Origin of the sequence: Aeromonas sp. s6, from assembly GCF_040907815.1 — a bacterium.
GTDB classification, from domain to species: Bacteria; Pseudomonadota; Gammaproteobacteria; order Enterobacterales; family Aeromonadaceae; genus Aeromonas; species Aeromonas caviae.
In genome coordinates, this window is sequence record NZ_JBFOCN010000064.1 from 1 (window position 1) to 18,346 (window position 18,346).

The following is an 18,346-nucleotide window of genomic DNA, read 5'->3' on the forward strand; positions in this document are numbered from 1 at the left end:
TCATCCAGGCGCGCCAAAAACTGGCTGACCAAGCCGTTCGACAGGTGTTCCAGCAGACCGCCACACTCTGGCATCAGCAGTGTCAGCACCCCACCTGGGCCGGCTTGCAGCTGCTGGCCGTGGACGGGGTGGTCTGGCGCACGCCCGATACTCCGGACAATGCCGGCGCCTTTGCCAAGTCGAAAACCGTCCAGGGGGAGACGCAATATCCCCAGGTCCGCATGTTGTGTCAGATGGAGCTGACCAGTCATCTGCTGACCCAGACAGTGATGGACTCCTGTGCGGTAAACGAGATGGTGTTGGCAGAGCAACTGATTGAAAAAACACCCGATAATAGCCTGACCCTGTTCGATAAGGGCTTCTACTCACTGGGGTTACTCCATGCCTGGCAACGCCAGGGCGTAGCGCGTCACTGGCTTATTCCGCTGAAAAAGGGGGCTCAATACGAGGTCATCCGCAAGCTGGGGCGGCAGGATGTGCTGGTACGCCTCAGTGCCAGTCCGCAGGCCAAGAAGAAGTGGAGCGAGTTGCCGGAGCAGTTCGAAGCCCGGCTGCTGACCCGGACGGTAAACGGCAAGGAGCGGCAGGTGCTGACCTCGCTCACCGACCCGCTGCGCTTCCCGGCCAGCGAGTTGATGGAGCTATACCAGAATCGCTGGGAAATCGAGCTGGGCTATCGGGAGATGAAACATAGCCTGCAACAGCACCGGCTGACGCTGCGCAGCAAGAAACCCGATGGAGTAAGGCAGGAGCTATGGGGCTTGGTATTGGCCTATAACCTACTGAGATATCAGATGGTTAGGATGGCGGCGAGCTTAAAGGGCTATACGGCCAGCCAGTTGAGCTTTCACATGGCATCGGTGTATCTGCTGCATGAACTCAGTTGCCTGCCGTTTGTGTCACCGGGCATGGTTCCAGGGCGTGTCGCTGAGTTGGACAAACAGGCAGAGCAGTTCAAGTTACCCGCCCGCCGAGAACGAAGTTACCCAAGGTGCATCAAAGCCAAACCACAGAAGTATGCGACGAGAAAACCTAGTAAAAACAATGCCAGTCAGGCTTAACTGACTGGCATTAGCCCCATGGGCGGTCTTTTTTATGGTTGCTCAAGCTCCAATTCAGAGGCTGGGCAGGGTCCCGGCCGGGATCAGGTCGTTGTAGCTGGCACGGCCCAGCAGGGCGGCGGCCGCCTCGATGTCCGGTGCAAAGTACCTGTCCTTGTCATAGAAGCTGACCTCTTCCCGCAGACGGCCCTTGGCCAGCTCGATGAGCTCGGTGGAGCGCAGGGGAGCGCGGAAGTCGAGCCCCTGGGCCGCTGTCAGCAGTTCCACCGCCAGGATGCCGCGGGTGTTCTCGGCCATGTCCGCCAGCCGGCGACCGGCGAAGGTGGCCATGGAGACGTGGTCCTCCTGGTTGGCCGAGGTGGGCAGGCTGTCCACCGAGGCCGGGTGGGCCAGGGTCTTGTTCTCGGAGGCCAGGGCCGCCGAGGTGACCTGGGCGATCATGAAACCGGAGTTCACCCCGCCGTTGTTCACCAGGAAGGCCGGCAGGCCAGACATGCGCGAGTCGATGAGCAGCGCCATGCGCCGCTCGGACAGCGACCCGATCTCGGCGATGGCCAGGGCCAGGTTGTCGGCGGCAAAGGCCACGGGTTCTGCGTGGAAGTTGCCGCCGGAGATGATCTCCTCATCCTCGGCAAACACCAGGGGGTTGTCGGAGACCGCGTTGGCCTCGCACACCAGCACCTCGGCGGCCTGACGGATTTGGGTCAAGCAGGCGCCCATCACCTGGGGCTGACAGCGCAGGGAGTAAGGATCCTGCACCTTCTCGCAGTTGTGGTGGGACATGCCGATCTCGCTGCCGTCCACCAGCAGGTGGCGGTAGCAGGCGGCCGCATCGATCTGGCCGCGCTGACCGCGCACCTCGTGGATGCGGGCATCGAACGGCCGGCGGCTGCCCAGCGCCGCTTCAACGCTCATGGCCCCTATGGTGATGGCGCCAGCGTAGAGATCCTCGGCATGGAACAGCCCTTCCAGCGCGAAGGCGGTGCTCGCCTGGGTGCCGTTGAGCAGGGCCAGCCCCTCTTTCGGCGCCAGGGCGATGGGCTCCAGCCCGGCAATCTTCAGGGCAGTGGCGGCGTCGATCAGCTCGCCCTTGTGACGGGCCTTGCCTTCACCGATCAGCAGGCAGCTCATGTGTGCCAGGGGCGCCAGATCGCCGGAAGCGCCGACGGAGCCCTTCTTCGGCACCACGGGGTAGACCTCGGCGTTGATAAGGGTCATCAGGGCCTCGAGCACCGTCAGCCGGATGCCGGAGAAGCCACGGGCGAGCGAGTTGACCTTGAGCACCATCATCAACCGCACGGTGGCGTCATCCATGTACTCGCCAATCCCTGCCGCATGAGAGAGCACAATGGAGCGTTGCAGCTCGTCCAGCTGCTCCACCGGAATGCGGGTGTTGGCCAGCAGGCCAAAGCCGGTGTTGATGCCGTAGACCACCCGGTTTTGCTCGATCACCTTGGTGACCACGGCGGCGGAGGCGTGGATCCCCGCCAGGGCAGCCGGATCCAGGCTGACGTGTACCGGCTCGCGGCTGACACGGCGCAGGGTGGCGAGGCAGAGTTTGCCCGGTTGCAGATTGAGTTCGAACATCTTATTTCACCCCTTTGCCGGTGGCGTCGATCATCGGCAGATCCAGTTTCGCCTCGCTGGCACAGTTGATGGCAATCTCGTAGCCGGCGTCGGCGTGACGCATCACACCGGTGGCCGGGTCGTTGCGCAGCACGCGGCCGACCCGCTTGGCGGCATCGTCGGTGCCGTCACAGACGATCACCACGCCGGAGTGCTGGGAGAAGCCCATGCCCACACCGCCACCGTGGTGCAGGGAAACCCAGGTCGCGCCGCCGGCGGTGTTGAGCAGGGCGTTGAGCAGCGGCCAGTCGGAAACGGCGTCGGAACCATCCATCATGGATTCGGTCTCGCGGTTCGGGCTCGCCACCGAGCCGGAGTCCAGATGGTCACGCCCGATGACGACCGGTGCCTTCAGCTCGCCATTCTTCACCATCTCGTTGAAGGCCAGACCCAAGCGCACCCGATCCTTGACACCGACCCAGCAGATCCGCGCCGGCAGGCCCTGGAAGGCGATGCGCTCGCGGGCCATGTCGAGCCAGTTGTGCAGGTGGGGATCGTCCGGGATCAGCTCTTTTACCTTCTGGTCGGTCTTGTAGATGTCTTCCGGGTCGCCGGAGAGCGCCACCCAGCGGAACGGGCCAATGCCCTCGCAGAACAGCGGGCGGATGTAGGCCGGCACGAAGCCCGGGAAGTCGAAGGCATTCTTGACCCCCTCTTCCAGCGCCATCTGGCGGATGTTGTTGCCGTAATCGAGCGTGGCGGCGCCGCGGGATTGCAGGGTCAGCATGGCTTCGACCTGACGGGCCATGGAGCGGCGAGCCGCCACGTTGACCTCGTCCGGTGCGCTCTTTTGCAGATCGCGCCATTGGGCCACGCTCCAGCCCTGGGGCAGGTAGCCGTGTACCGGGTCATGGGCGGAGGTCTGGTCGGTCACCACGTCCGGCGTGATGCCGCGAGCCACCAGCTCGGCGAAGACGTCGGCGGCGTTGCCGAGCAGGCCGACGGAGACGGCGGTGCCGCTGCGTTTGGCCTCCTCGATCATGGCCAGCGCCTCATCCAGGCTGTGGGCCTTCTTGTCGACGTAGCGGGTACGCAGACGGAAATCGATACGGGTCTCGTCGCACTCCACGGCGATCATGGAGAAACCGGCCATGGTGGCGGCAAGGGGCTGGGCACCGCCCATGCCACCCAGGCCCCCGGTCAGGATCCAGCGGCCTTTGGGCTCGCCATTGAAGTGCTGGTTCGCCACCGCGAAGAAGGTCTCGTAGGTGCCCTGCACGATGCCCTGGGTGCCGATGTAGATCCAGGAGCCAGCGGTCATCTGGCCGTACATCATCAAACCCTTTTTATCGAGCTCGTTGAAGTGCTCCCAGTTGGCCCAGTGGGGCACCAGGTTGGAGTTGGCGATGAGCACCCGCGGCGCATCCTTGTGGGTCTGGAACACCCCGACCGGCTTGCCGGATTGCACCAGCAGGGTCTGATCGTCCTCGAGCCGGGTCAGCACCTCGACGATCTTGTCATAGCAGGCCCAGTTGCGAGCGGCGCGGCCGATGCCGCCGTACACAACCAGGGACTGGGGATGCTCGGCAACATCCGGATCCAGGTTGTTCATCAGCATCCGCAGTGGCGCTTCGGTGAGCCAGCTCTTGGCGGTCAGCTGGGTGCCGTGGGGAGCACGGATCACGCGGCTCGGATCGTGGCGGGGATCCTGGTGTTGTACAGACATAGACACTCCTTGTTTAGCGATGCAGTCAGGCGGCGCGGTGCGCCACTACTTGGTCAACTGGTGAACCAGGCGCGCAGCCACGCGGGCACTGCGGTTGTCCTGATCCAGGTTCGGGTTGTACTCGGCCAGATCGGCGAGCCTGAGCTTGCCGCTGGCCCGGATATGGGCGATGAGCGGCTCGATGACCGCCAGCTCCACGCCGCGAGCGGCGGGAGCGCTCACTCCCGGCATCACCGCCGCCGGCAGCACGTCGAGATCGATGGTGAGATAGAGGTGGTCGCAACGGGCGATGAAGGCATCCAGCCCGCCTAGCAAGGCTGGCAGCTCGGTCGGCGTCATCGCCTCGTCCAGCACGTGCCAGACTCCCAGCGCCTCGGCGCGGGCAAAGAGCGCCGCGGTATTGGCGGTTTCGGCCACCCCGAGACAGGCATAGTGAAAGGGGGTGCCCTGGGCAGCGCACTGCTCGGCAATCTGGAAGAAGGGGGTGCCCGAGCTCGCCTGCTCCTGTTTCATGCGCAGATCGAAGTGGGCGTCGAAATTGATGATCCCGACCCGCCCTTCGCCGCCAAGATGACGGTTCAGGCCGCTCCAGCTGCCAAACGCCACCTCGTGGCCGCCTCCCAGCACCAGGGGGAAGTGTCCCTGATCCAGTGCACTCGCGACCCGCTCGGCCAAGCGCCCGTGGGCGGCATCGAGATCGCCGTCCTCACAGGCCAGATCCCCGCCGTCATAGACGGGGGCGCCCAGGTGCCAGGCCGTGTTGGCCAGCAGCTTGCGCACCGCCAGCGGTGCACCGGCCGCACCGACCCGCCCCTTGTTGCGGCGCACCCCTTCGTCACAGGCAAAGCCGAGCAGCACCATGCCGGGTTCGCGATTCCCCTGCCAGGGTTGCACCCTATCGTGCCAGCGCAGGGCCAGCTCGCCGTCTTCGGGATCCTGACGCCCCTGCCAGACCGACATGTCGATCCCGTTGAACTTATCCATGAAGGGTTTCCTCCCCGTTGACCACACGGCTCACCAGCTGATCGACACCGATGAGGTAGCTGAGCTCGGCCGGATGGCCGCAGTTCCAGACAAGGAAATCCGCCAGCATTCCGACCTTGAGCTGCCCCAGCCGTTCCTGCTCGCCGAGCGCCCTGGCGGCGTGGCGGGTCACCCCGGCCATGGCCTCCACCGGGGTCAGGCCAAACAGGGTGCAAGCCATGTTCATGGCCATGCGCAGGGAGACGATGGGAGCCGTGCCCGGGTTGATGTCGGAAGAGACAGCCATGGGTACCCCCGCCTTGCGCAAGGCGGCGACCGGGGGCAGCTTGGTCTCCTTGAGGAAATAGAAAGCGGTGGGCAACAGGGTGGCGACCACGCCACGGTGGGCCAGCGCCTGGATCCCGTCCTGATCCAGATATTCCAGATGATCCACCGAGAGGGCGCCGAAGTGGGCGGCGAGCGTGCTGCCCCCCAGGTTGGAGAGCTGATCCATGTGCCCTTTCACCGCGAGGTTGTACTGATCCGCCGCCAGATACACCTGCTCGGTCTGGGCAAGGGAGAAGCCGATGTGCTCGCAGAAGACATCCACCGCATCCGCGAGACCTGCCTCGGCCGCCGCCGGGATGATCTCCTGGCAGATGGTCTCGACCCAGGAGTCGGGATCGTCGCGATACTCCGGCGGCACCGCATGGGCCGCCAGCAGCGTGGTCTTGACCCGGATAGGTTGCGTCTCTCCCAGACGACGGGCCACCCGCAACATCTTGAGCTCGTCTTCCAGGGTGAGGCCGTAGCCGGACTTGATTTCGACTGTGGTGACCCCTTCCCGGATCAGGGACTTGATCCGCGGCAACGCCAGCTCATAGAGCCGCTCCTCGCTGGCTGCCCGGGTGGCGCGCACCGTGCTGATGATACCGCCCCCCTTGCGGGCGATCTCCGCATAGGGGACCCCCTTCTGGCGAAGCTCGAACTCTTCGGCGCGGCTGCCAGCGAAGATGAGGTGGGTGTGGCAATCGATGAGACCGGGGGTGACCAGCTTCCCCTTCATGTCCTGCCAGGAGGCGGCATAGGGGCCCTTGAGATCCTGCATGGGGACCAGAGCGTGGATCTTGCCATCCCGCACGCCAAGGGCATGGGGCTCCAGCAGGCCGTAGTCCGCCAGATCGGGGCGCAGGGTGGCGGGTGTCACGTTGAGCCAGACCCGCTCGCAGTTCAACAGTTCCTTGTTCATACCGACCTCTAAATGTATATACAATAATTTATAGCCCATCTCTGAAAAGAAAGGAAGGATCAAGTTCACATCTTGATAACAGAGGCTTTATTAGAGTGTAAGCACAAAAAAGCCCACCGAGAGGTGGGCTTTCAAATGCCTTGTATGTATATACAATCAAGCCAATCGGGTCTTGGAGCTCAACTTGTAGCGGGAGCCCGGCGAGAGCAGGCGGGCATAGGAGACCAGGTAGCCGTCCGACCAGGTGCGCCGGTGCAGCAGCAGGCAGGGGGTATCGACCCGCACCTGCAGCAACCCGGCCTCGCCGGCACTCGGCAACACGGCTTCTACCACGTGCTCCATCTCGGAGAGAGGGCAGATCTCCATCAGATAGCTGTTTGGCGTCTGCTGGGTGAAATCCTGCTCGCCATAGCCGGGCAGTCGCTCGGCATCGACGAAGCGCTCCTCCAGTTGCAGCGGCTCCCCATCGGCCTGATGGACGATGAGGCTGTGAAAGGTGGGCGCCCCGACCCGCAGGCCCAGACGCACCGCTACTTTCTCGTCGGCGGCCTGACGTTGCAGCCGGATCACCCGCGCGCTGTACTCGCTGCCCCGCTCGGCGATCTCGTCTGCAATATTGCGAATCGCCAGGAGCGGCGACTCGGTACGCCTGTCGGCCACGAAACTGCCGGATCCGGCGGTGCGCACCAGCCAGCCTTCGGCCACCAGTTCACGCAGCGCCTTGTTCACCGTCATGCGGCTCACGGCAAACTGCTCGCACAGGGCGGCCTCGGTCGGGATCCGGTCGCCCGCCTGATAGTGGCGTTCGCGGATCCCGTCCAGGATGTGCTGCTTTATCTGAAGGTAGAGCGCAGGAGCCACCGGCTGGTCCTCAGCGGCGACGATGGGGCGGACGCATGTCCGGCCAGGCGCGATAGACATCCGGGATCTGGTCAGGGCCGCTGATGCAGAGATCGAGATCGTGCAGCAGGCCATCCTTGATGCCGTAAATCCAGCCGTGCACCGCCAGCTCCTGCCCCTTGCGCCAGGCATTCTGGATGATGGTGGTGTGACAGACGTTGGCGACCTGCTCGGCCACGTTCAGCTCGCACAGGTAGTCGAAGCGCTCGTGCTCATCCTCGATGGCTTCGAGCTGTTCGCCGTATTTGAAGTAGACGTCCTTGATGTTGCGCAGCCAGTTGTCGATGAGACCCAGCTCCTGGTTCTGCATCGCAGCCTTGACGCCACCGCAGCCATAGTGGCCGCAGACGATGATGTGCTTCACCTTGAGCACCTCCACCGCGTATTGCAGCACCGAGAGGCAGTTGAAGTCGGTGTGCACCACCAGGTTGGCGACGTTGCGGTGGACAAAGACGTCCCCCGGCAAGAGCCCCATCAGCTGGTTGGCTGGAACCCGGCTGTCGGAACAGCCGATCCAGAGGTACTCGGGTGCCTGCTGGGCGGACAGGGTAGCGAAGAAATTGGGATCCTCGGCCTTGATCCGTTCCGCCCACTCGCGGTTGTTGGTAAACAAGTCGTTCAACAGTTTCACTTCTGCTCTCCCTACTGTGGCAGTGGCGGCAACATACCATACACAAGGGTAACCAAGGCAAGGCCGACCAGATCCCCGCAAAACAAAAACAGGGCCATCAGGCCCTGCTTCTTACCGGAGGAGGCCGTCAGGCATCCATGGCATCTTTCAGCTTCTTGAGCGCGTTTTTCTCAAGCTGGCGCACCCGCTCGGCGGAGACGCCGTAAGTATCGGCCAGCTCCTGCAGGGTGGTCTTGCTCTCGTCATCGAGCCAGCGGGCACGGATGATGTGCTGGCTGCGCTCGTCCAGGGTCGCCATGGCCGCACTCAGGCGACGGGTGGCATGGCTGTCCCAGTTGTCGTTCTCGATGTTCGCCGCGAGATCGGAAGATTTGTCTTCCAGATAGTGCACCGGCGCGAAGCCACCCTCGTCTTCATCGTCACCGACCAGGTCGAAGGCCTGATCGTAATTGCTCATGCGCGCTTCCATCTCGGTGACGTCGGCAGCGGATACCCCGAGGTCGGCAGCCACGGCCTGCACCTCTTCGTGGTTCAGCCAGCCCAGACGCTTCTTGGACTTGCGCAGGTTGAAGAACAGCTTGCGCTGGGCCTTGGTGGTCGCCACCTTGACCATGCGCCAGTTGCGCAACACATATTCGTGGATTTCGGCCTTGATCCAGTGCACGGCGAAGGAGACCAGACGCACGCCCACGCTCGGGTCGAAGCGTTTGACGGCTTTCATCAGGCCGATGTTGCCTTCCTGCACCAGATCGGCCTGAGGCAGGCCATAGCCGGAGTAGCTCTTGGCCACGTGAACGACAAAACGCAGGTGCGACATAACGAGCTGGCGTGCAGCTTCGAGATCCCCATCCTGCTGCAGACGCATCGCCAGTTCGCGCTCTTCCTCTGCGCTCAGCACAGGGATCGAGTTGACGGCCTGGATATAGCCTTCCAGACTACCTTGCGGAATCAGAGCCATAGTGCGTTGCAATGAAGTTCCCATGTTCTACCTCTTACTTTTCAATCGAATCAGTCTAACACCCTGAGAAGACGTGTCTACCGACCAGGTATCATTCTGCGTGCTGCATCATACATCACCCCAGCATGAACCCGGCCTATCTTAGGCTGACGGCATGAATCATAAATGAACAGTCAAAAAAAAGGGGTCACAGTAAAGGACCCCTGAAAAGTAGCATGCTAAGTCCATTGTTGCGGAGCTCGCAACCTTCACATGCTTGCCAAGTCAGACGAGCAAGGCATAGGGGCCATACCCGTATTCATTTTGCTGCAGTCAATAGACCATTGATAAATCAAAAGGTTCAGAGGATCCACATATGATCCTCGGCGCAGACACCATTCAGATTACTCTGAGAAAGTGGCCCGTGCCAGAAACGGGCCACTCTTTTACTTGATCCAGTTCGCAAAATCCAGCGCTTTAAAATGCTGACAAATTAATCAGGACGGTTCTATGTCGCGAATGTGCCTGTGCACCGAGAACCAGGAGGCGATCAACCCCAGCAGGGCGCCCAGCAGTATAAGATTGAAGCCGTCGAACGCCCCCATCCCCACCAGACGGAAGTTGCTGTTGTAGAGCCCCGCCAGCTCCTTCACCACCCCCTCGCTCCAGATCACCATCACCTCGGTCAGCCACCAGGCCAGCATGCCGCCGATGACCCCGAACCAGATGCCCGTATAGAGGAAGGGACGGTGGATGAAGGCATCGGTCGCGCCCACCAATTTGAGCACTTCAATCTCGGAACGCTGGTTCAGGATATTCAGGCGCAGGGTGTTGCCCACGATCAGCAACACGGCGGAGAGCAGCAACACCGCGATACCTGTAATGGTGTGGCGCAGCAGGTTCATGATCCCCTGCAACCGGGTCAACCACTGCAGATCCAGCTTGCCCTGCTCGATACCGGGCTCGTTCTCCAGCTTGGCGAGCAGCTCGGCGGCCCCTTCGGGATTCTGCCAGCGCGGATCCGGGATCACGCTCAGCACCGGCGGCAGCGGGTTGCTGTCCAGATAATCCAGGGCATCACCGAAACCGGAGATCTCCCGAAATTCCCTGAGCGCCTCGTCACGGTTCATATAAGTGACGGACTCCACTTCCGGATAGAGCAGGATCCGCTGCGTCATGTCGAGGATGCTCTGCTCCGGCAGATCCTTGCGCAGATAGAGGGAGATCTGGGAGCTGGTCTGCCAGCTCCCCTCTACCACTTCGGCATTCTTCAGCAATACGTGGAAACAGGAAGGCAGCGCCAGACTCACGCCAAGCACCGCCAGGGTCATCAGGGAGGCGAGCGGGTTGCGCCACAGCTCACCCAGGCTGGCAAAGGCCTGACGCACATGATCCACCCCATACATCATCAAACGACGCAACGGCGGCTGTTTATGACGAACAATAGCCATCAGCGATCCTCCCCGGACGAATACATGCGACCCGCCTTGAGGGTCAGGGTGCGGTAGCGCATCCGGGCGATCAGCCCCAGATCGTGAGTGGCAATCAGCACGGAGACGCCGAAGCGGTTGAACTCCTCGAACAGGCGCATGATGTCCATGGAAAGCTGGGGATCCAGGTTGCCGGTCGGCTCGTCCGCCAGCAGCAGGGGGGGTTTGTTGACGATGGCGCGGGCGATGCCGACCCGTTGCTGCTCACCACCGGAGAGCATGCGCGGCTGGTAGCGCTCCTTGCCGAGCAGCCCGACCTTGTCCAGCGCCGCCGCCACCCGCTTGTTGATGTCCCCATGGCTGTAGCCATCGATCACCAGGGGCAGGGCGACGTTGTCGAACACGGTACGATCCATCAACAGGCGGTGATCCTGGAAGATCATGCCGATCTGGCGGCGCACGTAGGGGATCTGACTGCGCTGGATGTGGCTGACGTCATCGCCGTGGAAGAAGACGCGGCCGTCGGTCGGCCGTTCCATCACGCTGATGAGCTTGAGGAGGGTACTCTTGCCCGCCCCCGAATGGCCGGTCAGGAAGGCCATTTCCCCCTTGCGCAGGTGAAAACTGACCTTTTGCAGCGCTTGATGACCGCCACTGTAGACCTTGCTGACCTTGTCAAAACGAATCATAACGGTTCCCTGAGATTGACAAACCCCGACCGGGATAAAGCATGGGGCGCTCACTCCCCCGTACCGGCACAACACCTGGATGACAACACCGGTCACAACCATGCCACATGTCATCCTTGCCCGGATGAGCCATGCCTGCGCCCTCATAGTGACATACCCCGACCGGAGTCGGGGTATGGAACACGTGCTTGTCACGGCCGGGCCGACTCATGTCAGCCGGATTTATTCTTCGCGGCTGAAGAGCGCCTCGATAAAATCGTTGGCGACGAACGGGCGCAGATCGTCGATCCCCTCGCCCACCCCGATGTAGCGGATCGGGATCTGGAACTTGTCGGCCACCGCGAAGATGACGCCACCCTTGGCGGTCCCGTCCAGCTTGGTGAGGGTGATGCCGGTCAGGCCCACCGCCTCGCTGAACAGCTTGGCCTGGCTCAATGCGTTCTGGCCGGTGCCTGCGTCCAGGGTAAGCATGATCTCGTGGGGCGCCGCATCGTCCAGCTTCTTCATCACCCGCACCACCTTCTTGAGCTCCTCCATCAGGTTGCTCTTGTTCTGCAGGCGGCCAGCGGTATCGGCGATCAGCACGTCAGCCCCGCGGGAGCGGGCAGCCTCGATGGCGTCATAGATGACGGAGGCGGAGTCGGCACCGGTGTGCTGGGCAATCACCGGAATGTTGTTGCGCTGACCCCACACCTGCAGCTGCTCGACCGCAGCGGCACGGAAGGTATCGCCAGCGGCCAGCATCACGCTCTTGCCCTCGGCCTGGAACTGTTTGGCCAGTTTGCCGATGGTGGTGGTCTTGCCGACGCCGTTCACGCCAACCATCAGGATGACGTAAGGCTTCTTGCTGGTGTCGATCACCAGAGGCTGCTCGACCTTGGCCAGCATCTCGCCCATGTCCTGTTTGAGCAGACCGTAGAGCGCCTCGGCATCCTTGAGCTGCTTGCGGTCCGCGTGCTGTACCAGCCCCTCGATGATGCGGGTGGTGGTGTCGACGCCAAGATCGGCGGTCAGCAGCTGGGTCTCCAGCTCTTCGAACAGATCGTCATCGATCTTCTTGCCACGGAACAGGCCGAAGAAACCGGAACCGATATTCTCCCTGGTACGCACCAGGCTGCGCTTGAGGCGGGCAAAGAAGCCCTCCCGCTGCGGCTTCTCCTGAGTGTCGTCGTCCACCTTGGCGGCCAGTGGCAGAGCGGCCAGCGCGGCGGCCTCAGCCTCCATCGCGGCGACCAGACGCAAATCTTCCGCTCGTTGAGCCTCTTTGGCGACACGGGCTTCCTCGGCAGCCTGAGCTTCGGCGGCAATACGAGCCTCTTCCGCAGCGCGAGCTTCGGCGGCAATACGAGCTTCTTCTGCTGCACGGGCTTCGGCGGCAAGACGAGCCTCTTCTGCGGCGCGGGCTTCGGCGGCAATACGGGCTTCTTCTGCGGCGCGAGTCTCGGCGGCGATGCGAGCCTCTTCTACAGCGCGAGCCTCGGCGGCAACACGAGCCTCTTCCGCGACGCGAGCCTCGGCGGCAACACGGGCCTCTTCTGCGGCGCGGGCTTCGGCGGCAACACGAGCCTCTTCTGCGGCGCGAGCTTCGGCGGCAATACGGGCTTCTTCTGCGGCGCGGGCCTCGGCGGCAATACGGGCTTCTTCTGCGGCGCGAGCCTCGGCGGCAACACGGGCTTCTTCTGCGACCTGAGCTTCGGTTGAGATCAAGGCCTCATTGACGATGACGGGCTCAAGCTCGCCCTCCGGCTCTTCCACAACCAGGGGGCCTTCGTCAGGGCCGCTCAGCGGCGCTTCGGGCTTGGCGGTGGGGGCATCAGCCGGGGCAACATCGGCGACAGGCGCGGGAACAGCGGCGGCCTCCGACTCGACTACCGCCGGGGTAGCGTCGGGCGCCTGCGATGGAACGGCCTCAGCCTCTTCTTTCTTGCGGCCGAAACCCAGCCAGGAAAACAAACCTTTTGCCATCTAAAAATACTCACATCAAAGGCTGACTGCTAAGATAGCCGTCCCTCGGCGGGTCGGCATAAAAATGAACCGCCTTATACTATCACTTTATTTTCTGACGACGAAACGCGATGCCCAGAGTGAAATCCAGCCGTAACAGCCCGAGCAAGAGCCCGGCCCCTCAGGGGCGAGCGGGCGTGGTACGAATCATCAGCGGCCAATGGAAGGGGCGCAAACTCCCCGTCAGGGATGTGGAAGGGCTCAGACCCACCACGGATCGCGTCAAGGAGACCATCTTCAACTGGCTGGCTCCCCACGTGCGCGGTACCCGCTGCCTGGATCTGTTCGCCGGCAGCGGCGGGCTGGGGCTGGAAGCCTTGTCCCGCTATGCCGAACAGGTCACCCTGATCGAGATGGACAGAGGCGCCGCCGACCAGCTCAAGAAGAACCTGACGACCCTGGGCAGCAGCCAGGGGCAGGTGATCCAGGCTGATGCCGTGAGCTGGCTGCAAGGCACGGCCACGCCGTTCGATCTGGTCTTTCTGGACCCACCGTTTCGTCGCGAGCTGCTGCCCCAGGTGTGCGAGCTGCTCGAGCAGCGCGGCTGGCTGGCATCCGATGCCCTCATCTATCTGGAGCGGGAAAAAGAGATGGCCGATCTGGCGCTGCCCGCCAGCTGGAAACTACTCAAGGACAAGCAAGCTGGTCAGGTCTGCTATCAGCTCTATCTGCGGGACACCAAGCATGACGCAGCTGTTTAAAGGGGAGATGGGTACAGTCCCCTTCTCCGTCAATTTGGACAACGGCTCAAGGACAAGCAGGTCGATCACATCAGGCCTGCTATCAACTCTATGTACGGGAGGTAAACGATGAAGCGGGTGTTTAATCTGTTGGCGATGGGGGTGCTGCTGTTCTTCTGGTTCGGTGTGGCACTCGCCCTGCTGGGCACCCTGCCGGGCAAACTGAACGGCTTTCTGCCGGTGTGCGGCGTCATCGTGATATTGATGCACTGGGTACAGGCCAGCATGATCAAGGCGGCATGCAAACCCTACTTCGCGGTCACTCGTCTCGAATTCACCCAGGTGCTGATCTTCGGGGTGTTCGGCATGATGGATATCCGCACCAAGCTGCAGGCCATCATAGACGCCAGGAAGCAGGGAGAGACTCCCCCCAGGGCCGACTAGGCCACCCCCGACCCGACCAGAAGGAGTGATTCGTCACTCCTTTTGCGTTTTTCCGAGGCTGATTCCCAGCTTGATGGAGAGAGCTGCGAGCAGCAGCAGCATGGCAATGAGGGAGAAGAAGTTGCTGCCAAGCTCGGGGTACTGCACCTTGACCAGGGCAGAATGGCCGAACACGCCGATAAAGAAGCAGAGCAGGATGCAGCTGGGTGTGTTGCCCACCATGGGCTCATGGCGATAGTGCTGATAGAGCTGGCTGGCCGCCAGCAAGAGGGCGATGAGGGGGTAGAAGGAGAAGGGGACGACCGACTCCGTCAAGGCCGACAGGAAGGCATCGCCACAGATACCGATCAGCAGGGCCAGCACCAGGGGCTTCTTCGGAATCGCGTTCGGTTCATGCATGAGGCTGTCCATCCTTGCGTTATGTGAGAGATTCGTGGCGCTTGCGGTTCTGCACCTCGGCGCCCATGGCGATCATCCGCAACTGGCTGATGGTGCGCTCCGACAGTGCCTTGCACTCTTCCGGAGTCATGTCGAGGGCGTCTGCACCGGCGCTGAAGACGATGGTCACCATGGCCTCGGCCTGGATATAGGCCTCTTCCCGTGACGCCTGCGTGGTGGCTTCCAGATAATCGGTCAGCTCGGCGATGAAGTGCTGGATCTCCCGGGCCACCGCCTGACGGAATGCAGCCGAGGTGCCGGAGCGCTCGCGCAGCAGCAGCCGGAAGATGTTCGGGTTGTTTTCGACGAATTCCATGAAGGTCTGCACCGAGGTGCTGATGACGCTGCCACCACCGGCAATGCGCTGGCGCGCCTGGCGCATCAGTTGGCGCAGGGTCAACCCTCCCTCGTCCACCAGCGTCAGCCCCAGCTCTTCCATGTCCCGAAAGTGGCGATAGAAGGAGGTCGGCGCTATGCCCGCCTCTCTGGCCACTTCCCGCAGGCTGAGGTTGGAGAAACTGCGGTTGGCGCAGAGTTGACTGAACGCCGCCTCGATCAGCGTACGCCGGGTTTTTTCTTTTTGTTGCGCGCGAATACCCACGAAAACAGTCACCTTGAGATTAGCGAGGCCAGATGATAACCCGAAGGCGGGGCCGGGATCAGGTTTGTCTCCGACTTTTTTACCATTGACCCGCATTCCTGCTCAATGGAGAATAGTGAACAGCTGTTCGCTGAAAGGAGCCGAGTGAAATGGACCGCCCCCCGATCATCATGACCAACACCCTGCTGTTCGCCCTCTCCGGGCTGACGGCACTGATAGCGGTCCCCTGGTATGGACTGAGCCAGGGCTACGACCTCTGGCAGTGGCTCTGCTTCCTGCTGCTGTTCTGCTATTGCGGCATCTCCATCACCGCCGGCTACCACAGGCTCTGGTCCCACAAGGCCTACAAGGCACACCCGGCCCTGCAATGGGTCTTCGCCATCGGAGGCGCGCTAGCCCTGCAAAACTCGGCGCTGCACTGGTCCTCGGATCATCGCCGCCACCACCGCCACGTGGATGACAACCAGAAGGATCCCTACAGTGCGGGTCGCGGCTTCTGGTACTCCCACATCGGCTGGATGCTGCGGGAATACCAGCGCGATACCTACCACGACTACAGCAATGTGCGCGACCTGCAAAACAACCCCGTGGTCGCCTTCCAGCACAGGCACTATCTCGCCCTGGCTCTGGTCACCAACATCGGCATTCCGCTGCTGCTCGGCCTCCTGCACGGGGATTTGCTCGGCATGATGCTGCTGGCCGGGGTGCTGCGCATGGTGATGACCCATCACACCACCTTCTTCATCAACTCCCTGGCCCACATCTGGGGCAGCCAGCCGTTCACGGATCGCAACAGCGCCCGGGACAACGGCATCCTGGCCTTCTTCACCTTTGGCGAGGGCTATCACAACTTCCATCACCTGTTCGAGAACGACTACCGCAACGGCATTCAGTGGTGGCAGTTCGACCCCACCAAGTGGCTGATCCGCACCGCCGCCTGGTGCGGGCTCGCCAAAGACCTGAGATCCTGCCCGGAGGAACGCATCGAACAGGCCAGGCTGGAGATGCAGCTCAAGCGCGCCCAGGCCAGAGTGCACAAGCAGGACGACAGGGAACGCTGGCAGGCACTGCTGCAGGAGGAGTACGACAAGCTGAGCCTGCAGATCCAGCACTACTATGCCAGCCGCAAGTCACTGCTGGAGCAGCGCAAGCGCACAGCCCTCGCACGCTACGACAGGCTCAGGCTGCAACTGGAGTACCGCACGTTGCGAGACGGTTTCCTCGTTGCCAAACGCAACTGGAGTCGTCTGCTGGCGGGCCTCGCCTGATCGCCGAAACATCACGCAAAAGACCGCCAGCAGGCGGTCTTTTTTATTGGACAAGCAGACGGCGGGCATAAAAAAATGGGGCAACATTCGCATGTCACCCCCTCGCAAATAGCATGTTCCATATTGGGCTACCGCAACCACGGGGGTCTGTCTGGCATCACGGGTTTCCGCTCCCGATCTGCCTCGCCTGCCGGAGCAATCCGGTTGGCCCATTTCCCCTGTTGCCGTCACCCACACGGCAGACCAGCCGCCGTGTTTGTCCTTGCACTCGAGATACTACGCAGTTAAATAAAATAAAAAACCGTTCTACACGCACCTCTATGCAGTCGAGGCCCCTGGATTGTTACTGCACTCTTAATATAAATCGATTAAAAACAATACGATGCAATCCAGTCCCGTCTTTGGATGGCAAACGTTATCCTCGAAGGCGCACAAGGCTTTGCGAGATCTCGCACAAGGCGGATCCCACTCACAACCAACGGTGCAAAGGTAACCAATCGCTCAATTGCGCCAGCAGGCGCCGCCATGCAGAGGGGGACGCCGCCACCGGGTGCACGGCCTGCTGCAACCAGCCATCGATGAGTTGCTGCAACTCGTCGCACAGCGTCGGGCTATGGAGGTGCAGCATCAACTCGGTGTTGAGCATCAGGGAGCGGGGATCCAGGTTGAAACTGCCGAGCAGCGCCTCCTCCTTCCCCATCAGGATCAGCTTGGCATGCAGACTGAACGCCTCCGTCGTCAGCTCGAACAGGGTGATCCCCTGACGCTCGAGCCAGGGGCGGTGACGTCGATAGGCGCCATAGACCAGGGGCACATCCGTGCTGGCCAGGGAGTTGGTCAGGATCTCGATGTCGACCCCCTGCCGTCGCTGCCCCTTGAGCCGGCGACGCAGCCCCCGTGTCAGGATCAGGTAAGGGCTCACCAACCTCAGGGCCCCCTGATTGCTCGCCAGCATGCGTCCCAGCAGGGGCGCCGTGGTCGGCCGGGCGACCAGCCCCTTGCCGGGGCGATCGAACCAGCACTGCCCTCGCCCGGGATGCCAGCAAAGGGGAACGGGGCACTCATCAAACAGAGTGGCCGGCAGATCATAGGCGGCCGCCATGGCGGGGTCGGTCAGGGTCAGCAGGAAATCGTTCAGGGCCCGGGTTTCGGCTGGCAGCAAGGGGCGTCTCAACAGGCGACGGACCGGGTGGCTCCAGCGACTGTGCCAGAACAGCGCGAACCCCTGCTCGGCCTGCTGACAGAGGGGGCCGCGGCAGAGCAGATCCAGGTCGATGAAGTGAGGCGACATCCCCAGCCCGAAGTAACGATCACCGATGTTGCGCCCGCCGATCACCGCCTGGCTGCCATCCACCAGCAGCAGCTTGTTGTGCATCCGGTGGTTGATGCGGCGAAAGCTCAGCACCCCTTCCAGCAACAAGGTAAGGGGACGCCAGCCCCGCAGCCAGAAGGGGTTGAACAGGCGTACCTCGATGCCCGGTTCCGCCGCCACCGCCTCCAGAAAGCGGTTCTCCCCGCCGTAGAGATCGTCGATGAGCAGTTGCACCACCACTCCGCGCCGGGCCGCCCGCACCAGCTCCGCCAGCAGCAGCTTGCCGCTGCCGTCCTCTTCCCAGCTGTAATACTGGGCGAGGATCCGGTGGCGAGCCTGGCGGATCAACTGGCATCGGGCCTTGAGGGCTGCACCGGGATCGGCGAGCAAGGCAAAGTCGGCGGGGATCAAGGGTCATCTCCCTGTCATCTGGTGGTGGCATAACCC

At 62.3% G+C, this 18,346-nt stretch carries 17 protein-coding genes; 4 read left to right on the plus strand and 13 right to left on the minus strand.

Annotated features, from left to right (window positions below):
• The coding region (locus AB5Y50_RS10355) for an IS4 family transposase (protein ID WP_368162444.1) at window positions 1-1,061 on the plus strand (1,061 nt) is incomplete at its 5' end.
• Window positions 1,062-1,115: 54 nt separating this feature from the next.
• On the opposite strand, the gene hutH is transcribed toward AB5Y50_RS10355, so the two are convergent.
• From hutH to ftsY, 10 genes are all read right to left on the minus strand, one after another.
• On the minus strand, window positions 1,116-2,648 hold the full coding sequence (gene hutH / locus AB5Y50_RS10360; protein ID WP_319882925.1) for a histidine ammonia-lyase: 1,533 nt from the start codon (window positions 2,646-2,648) through the stop codon (window positions 1,116-1,118).
• A 1-nt stretch (window position 2,649) separates the two neighbouring features.
• Window positions 2,650-4,353 (minus strand): urocanate hydratase, encoded by a 1,704-nt coding sequence (hutU, locus tag AB5Y50_RS10365; protein WP_319882924.1) that lies wholly within the window; start codon window positions 4,351-4,353, stop codon window positions 2,650-2,652.
• A gap of 45 nt (window positions 4,354-4,398) precedes the next feature.
• On the minus strand, window positions 4,399-5,337 hold the full coding sequence (hutG, locus tag AB5Y50_RS10370) for a formimidoylglutamase (RefSeq protein ID WP_128342081.1): 939 nt from the start codon (window positions 5,335-5,337) through the stop codon (window positions 4,399-4,401).
• Entirely contained in the window at window positions 5,330-6,565 is a 1,236-nt protein-coding gene (gene hutI / locus AB5Y50_RS10375; RefSeq protein ID WP_039040413.1) for an imidazolonepropionase, read from the minus strand. The genes hutG and hutI overlap by 8 nt, the downstream gene beginning before the upstream one ends.
• Window positions 6,566-6,721: 156 nt before the next feature.
• A complete protein-coding gene (hutC, locus tag AB5Y50_RS10380; RefSeq protein ID WP_128342137.1) occupies window positions 6,722-7,426 on the minus strand; it encodes a histidine utilization repressor in 705 nt (234 codons plus the stop codon).
• A gap of 10 nt (window positions 7,427-7,436) precedes the next feature.
• Entirely contained in the window at window positions 7,437-8,096 is a 660-nt protein-coding gene (gene can / locus AB5Y50_RS10385; RefSeq protein WP_010672606.1) for a carbonate dehydratase, read from the minus strand.
• Window positions 8,097-8,223: 127 nt separating this feature from the next.
• Window positions 8,224-9,078 carry an RNA polymerase sigma factor RpoH gene (gene rpoH / locus AB5Y50_RS10390; RefSeq protein ID WP_029313526.1) on the minus strand — a complete coding sequence of 285 codons (855 nt, stop codon included), beginning with the start codon at window positions 9,076-9,078 and terminating at the stop codon, window positions 8,224-8,226.
• Between the two features lie 452 nt (window positions 9,079-9,530).
• Window positions 9,531-10,484, minus strand: a complete 954-nt coding sequence (gene ftsX / locus AB5Y50_RS10395; RefSeq protein WP_319882923.1) for a permease-like cell division protein FtsX — start codon at window positions 10,482-10,484, stop codon at window positions 9,531-9,533.
• Window positions 10,484-11,152, minus strand: coding sequence for a cell division ATP-binding protein FtsE (gene ftsE / locus AB5Y50_RS10400; RefSeq protein WP_010672603.1), 669 nt, complete (start codon window positions 11,150-11,152; stop codon window positions 10,484-10,486). Before ftsE ends, ftsX begins: the two co-directional genes overlap by 1 nt.
• A 222-nt stretch (window positions 11,153-11,374) precedes the next feature.
• A complete protein-coding gene (gene ftsY, locus AB5Y50_RS10405) occupies window positions 11,375-13,117 on the minus strand; it encodes a signal recognition particle-docking protein FtsY (RefSeq protein WP_109422014.1) in 1,743 nt (580 codons plus the stop codon).
• A gap of 110 nt (window positions 13,118-13,227) precedes the next feature.
• Here ftsY and rsmD point away from each other — a divergent pair, with 110 nt between their 5' ends.
• A complete protein-coding gene (gene rsmD / locus AB5Y50_RS10410) occupies window positions 13,228-13,857 on the plus strand; it encodes a 16S rRNA (guanine(966)-N(2))-methyltransferase RsmD (protein ID WP_109422015.1) in 630 nt (209 codons plus the stop codon).
• 108 nt (window positions 13,858-13,965) lie between these two features.
• The gene (locus tag AB5Y50_RS10415) at window positions 13,966-14,280 is read left to right on the plus strand and encodes a DUF1145 domain-containing protein (protein ID WP_109111829.1); all 315 of its coding nucleotides are present in this window, start codon (window positions 13,966-13,968) and stop codon (window positions 14,278-14,280) included.
• Between the two features lie 33 nt (window positions 14,281-14,313).
• Here AB5Y50_RS10415 and AB5Y50_RS10420 read toward each other — a convergent pair whose 3' ends face one another.
• Complete coding sequence (locus AB5Y50_RS10420) at window positions 14,314-14,679, minus strand: YijD family membrane protein (RefSeq protein WP_010672599.1); 366 nt, start codon at window positions 14,677-14,679, stop codon at window positions 14,314-14,316.
• 19 nt (window positions 14,680-14,698) lie between these two features.
• Entirely contained in the window at window positions 14,699-15,319 is a 621-nt protein-coding gene (gene fabR, locus AB5Y50_RS10425; RefSeq protein ID WP_368162787.1) for an HTH-type transcriptional repressor FabR, read from the minus strand.
• Window positions 15,320-15,468: 149 nt separating this feature from the next.
• Between fabR and AB5Y50_RS10430 the strand changes: the two genes are divergently transcribed.
• On the plus strand, window positions 15,469-16,587 hold the full coding sequence (locus AB5Y50_RS10430; RefSeq protein WP_109422016.1) for a fatty acid desaturase: 1,119 nt from the start codon (window positions 15,469-15,471) through the stop codon (window positions 16,585-16,587).
• A 469-nt stretch (window positions 16,588-17,056) separates the two neighbouring features.
• On the opposite strand, the gene AB5Y50_RS10435 is transcribed toward AB5Y50_RS10430, so the two are convergent.
• The gene (locus AB5Y50_RS10435) at window positions 17,057-18,310 is read right to left on the minus strand and encodes a phosphatidylserine/phosphatidylglycerophosphate/cardiolipin synthase family protein (protein ID WP_103261581.1); all 1,254 of its coding nucleotides are present in this window, start codon (window positions 18,308-18,310) and stop codon (window positions 17,057-17,059) included.
• Window positions 18,311-18,346 lie beyond the last annotated feature (36 nt).

Coding starts and splice junctions, on each gene's coding strand:
- ftsY (WP_109422014.1), bottom strand. CDS start 13,117: ATGGCAAAAGGTTTGTTTTCCTGGCTGGGTTTCGGCCGCAAGAAAGAA.
- rsmD (WP_109422015.1), top strand. CDS start 13,228: ATGCCCAGAGTGAAATCCAGCCGTAACAGCCCGAGCAAGAGCCCGGCC.
- hutI (WP_039040413.1), bottom strand. CDS start 6,565: ATGAACAAGGAACTGTTGAACTGCGAGCGGGTCTGGCTCAACGTGACA.
- rpoH (WP_029313526.1), bottom strand. CDS start 9,078: ATGGGAACTTCATTGCAACGCACTATGGCTCTGATTCCGCAAGGTAGT.
- AB5Y50_RS10420 (WP_010672599.1), bottom strand. CDS start 14,679: ATGCATGAACCGAACGCGATTCCGAAGAAGCCCCTGGTGCTGGCCCTG.
- hutU (WP_319882924.1), bottom strand. CDS start 4,353: ATGTCTGTACAACACCAGGATCCCCGCCACGATCCGAGCCGCGTGATC.
- AB5Y50_RS10430 (WP_109422016.1), top strand. CDS start 15,469: ATGGACCGCCCCCCGATCATCATGACCAACACCCTGCTGTTCGCCCTC.
- hutG (WP_128342081.1), bottom strand. CDS start 5,337: ATGGATAAGTTCAACGGGATCGACATGTCGGTCTGGCAGGGGCGTCAG.
- ftsX (WP_319882923.1), bottom strand. CDS start 10,484: ATGGCTATTGTTCGTCATAAACAGCCGCCGTTGCGTCGTTTGATGATG.
- hutH (WP_319882925.1), bottom strand. CDS start 2,648: ATGTTCGAACTCAATCTGCAACCGGGCAAACTCTGCCTCGCCACCCTG.
- AB5Y50_RS10415 (WP_109111829.1), top strand. CDS start 13,966: ATGAAGCGGGTGTTTAATCTGTTGGCGATGGGGGTGCTGCTGTTCTTC.
- ftsE (WP_010672603.1), bottom strand. CDS start 11,152: ATGATTCGTTTTGACAAGGTCAGCAAGGTCTACAGTGGCGGTCATCAA.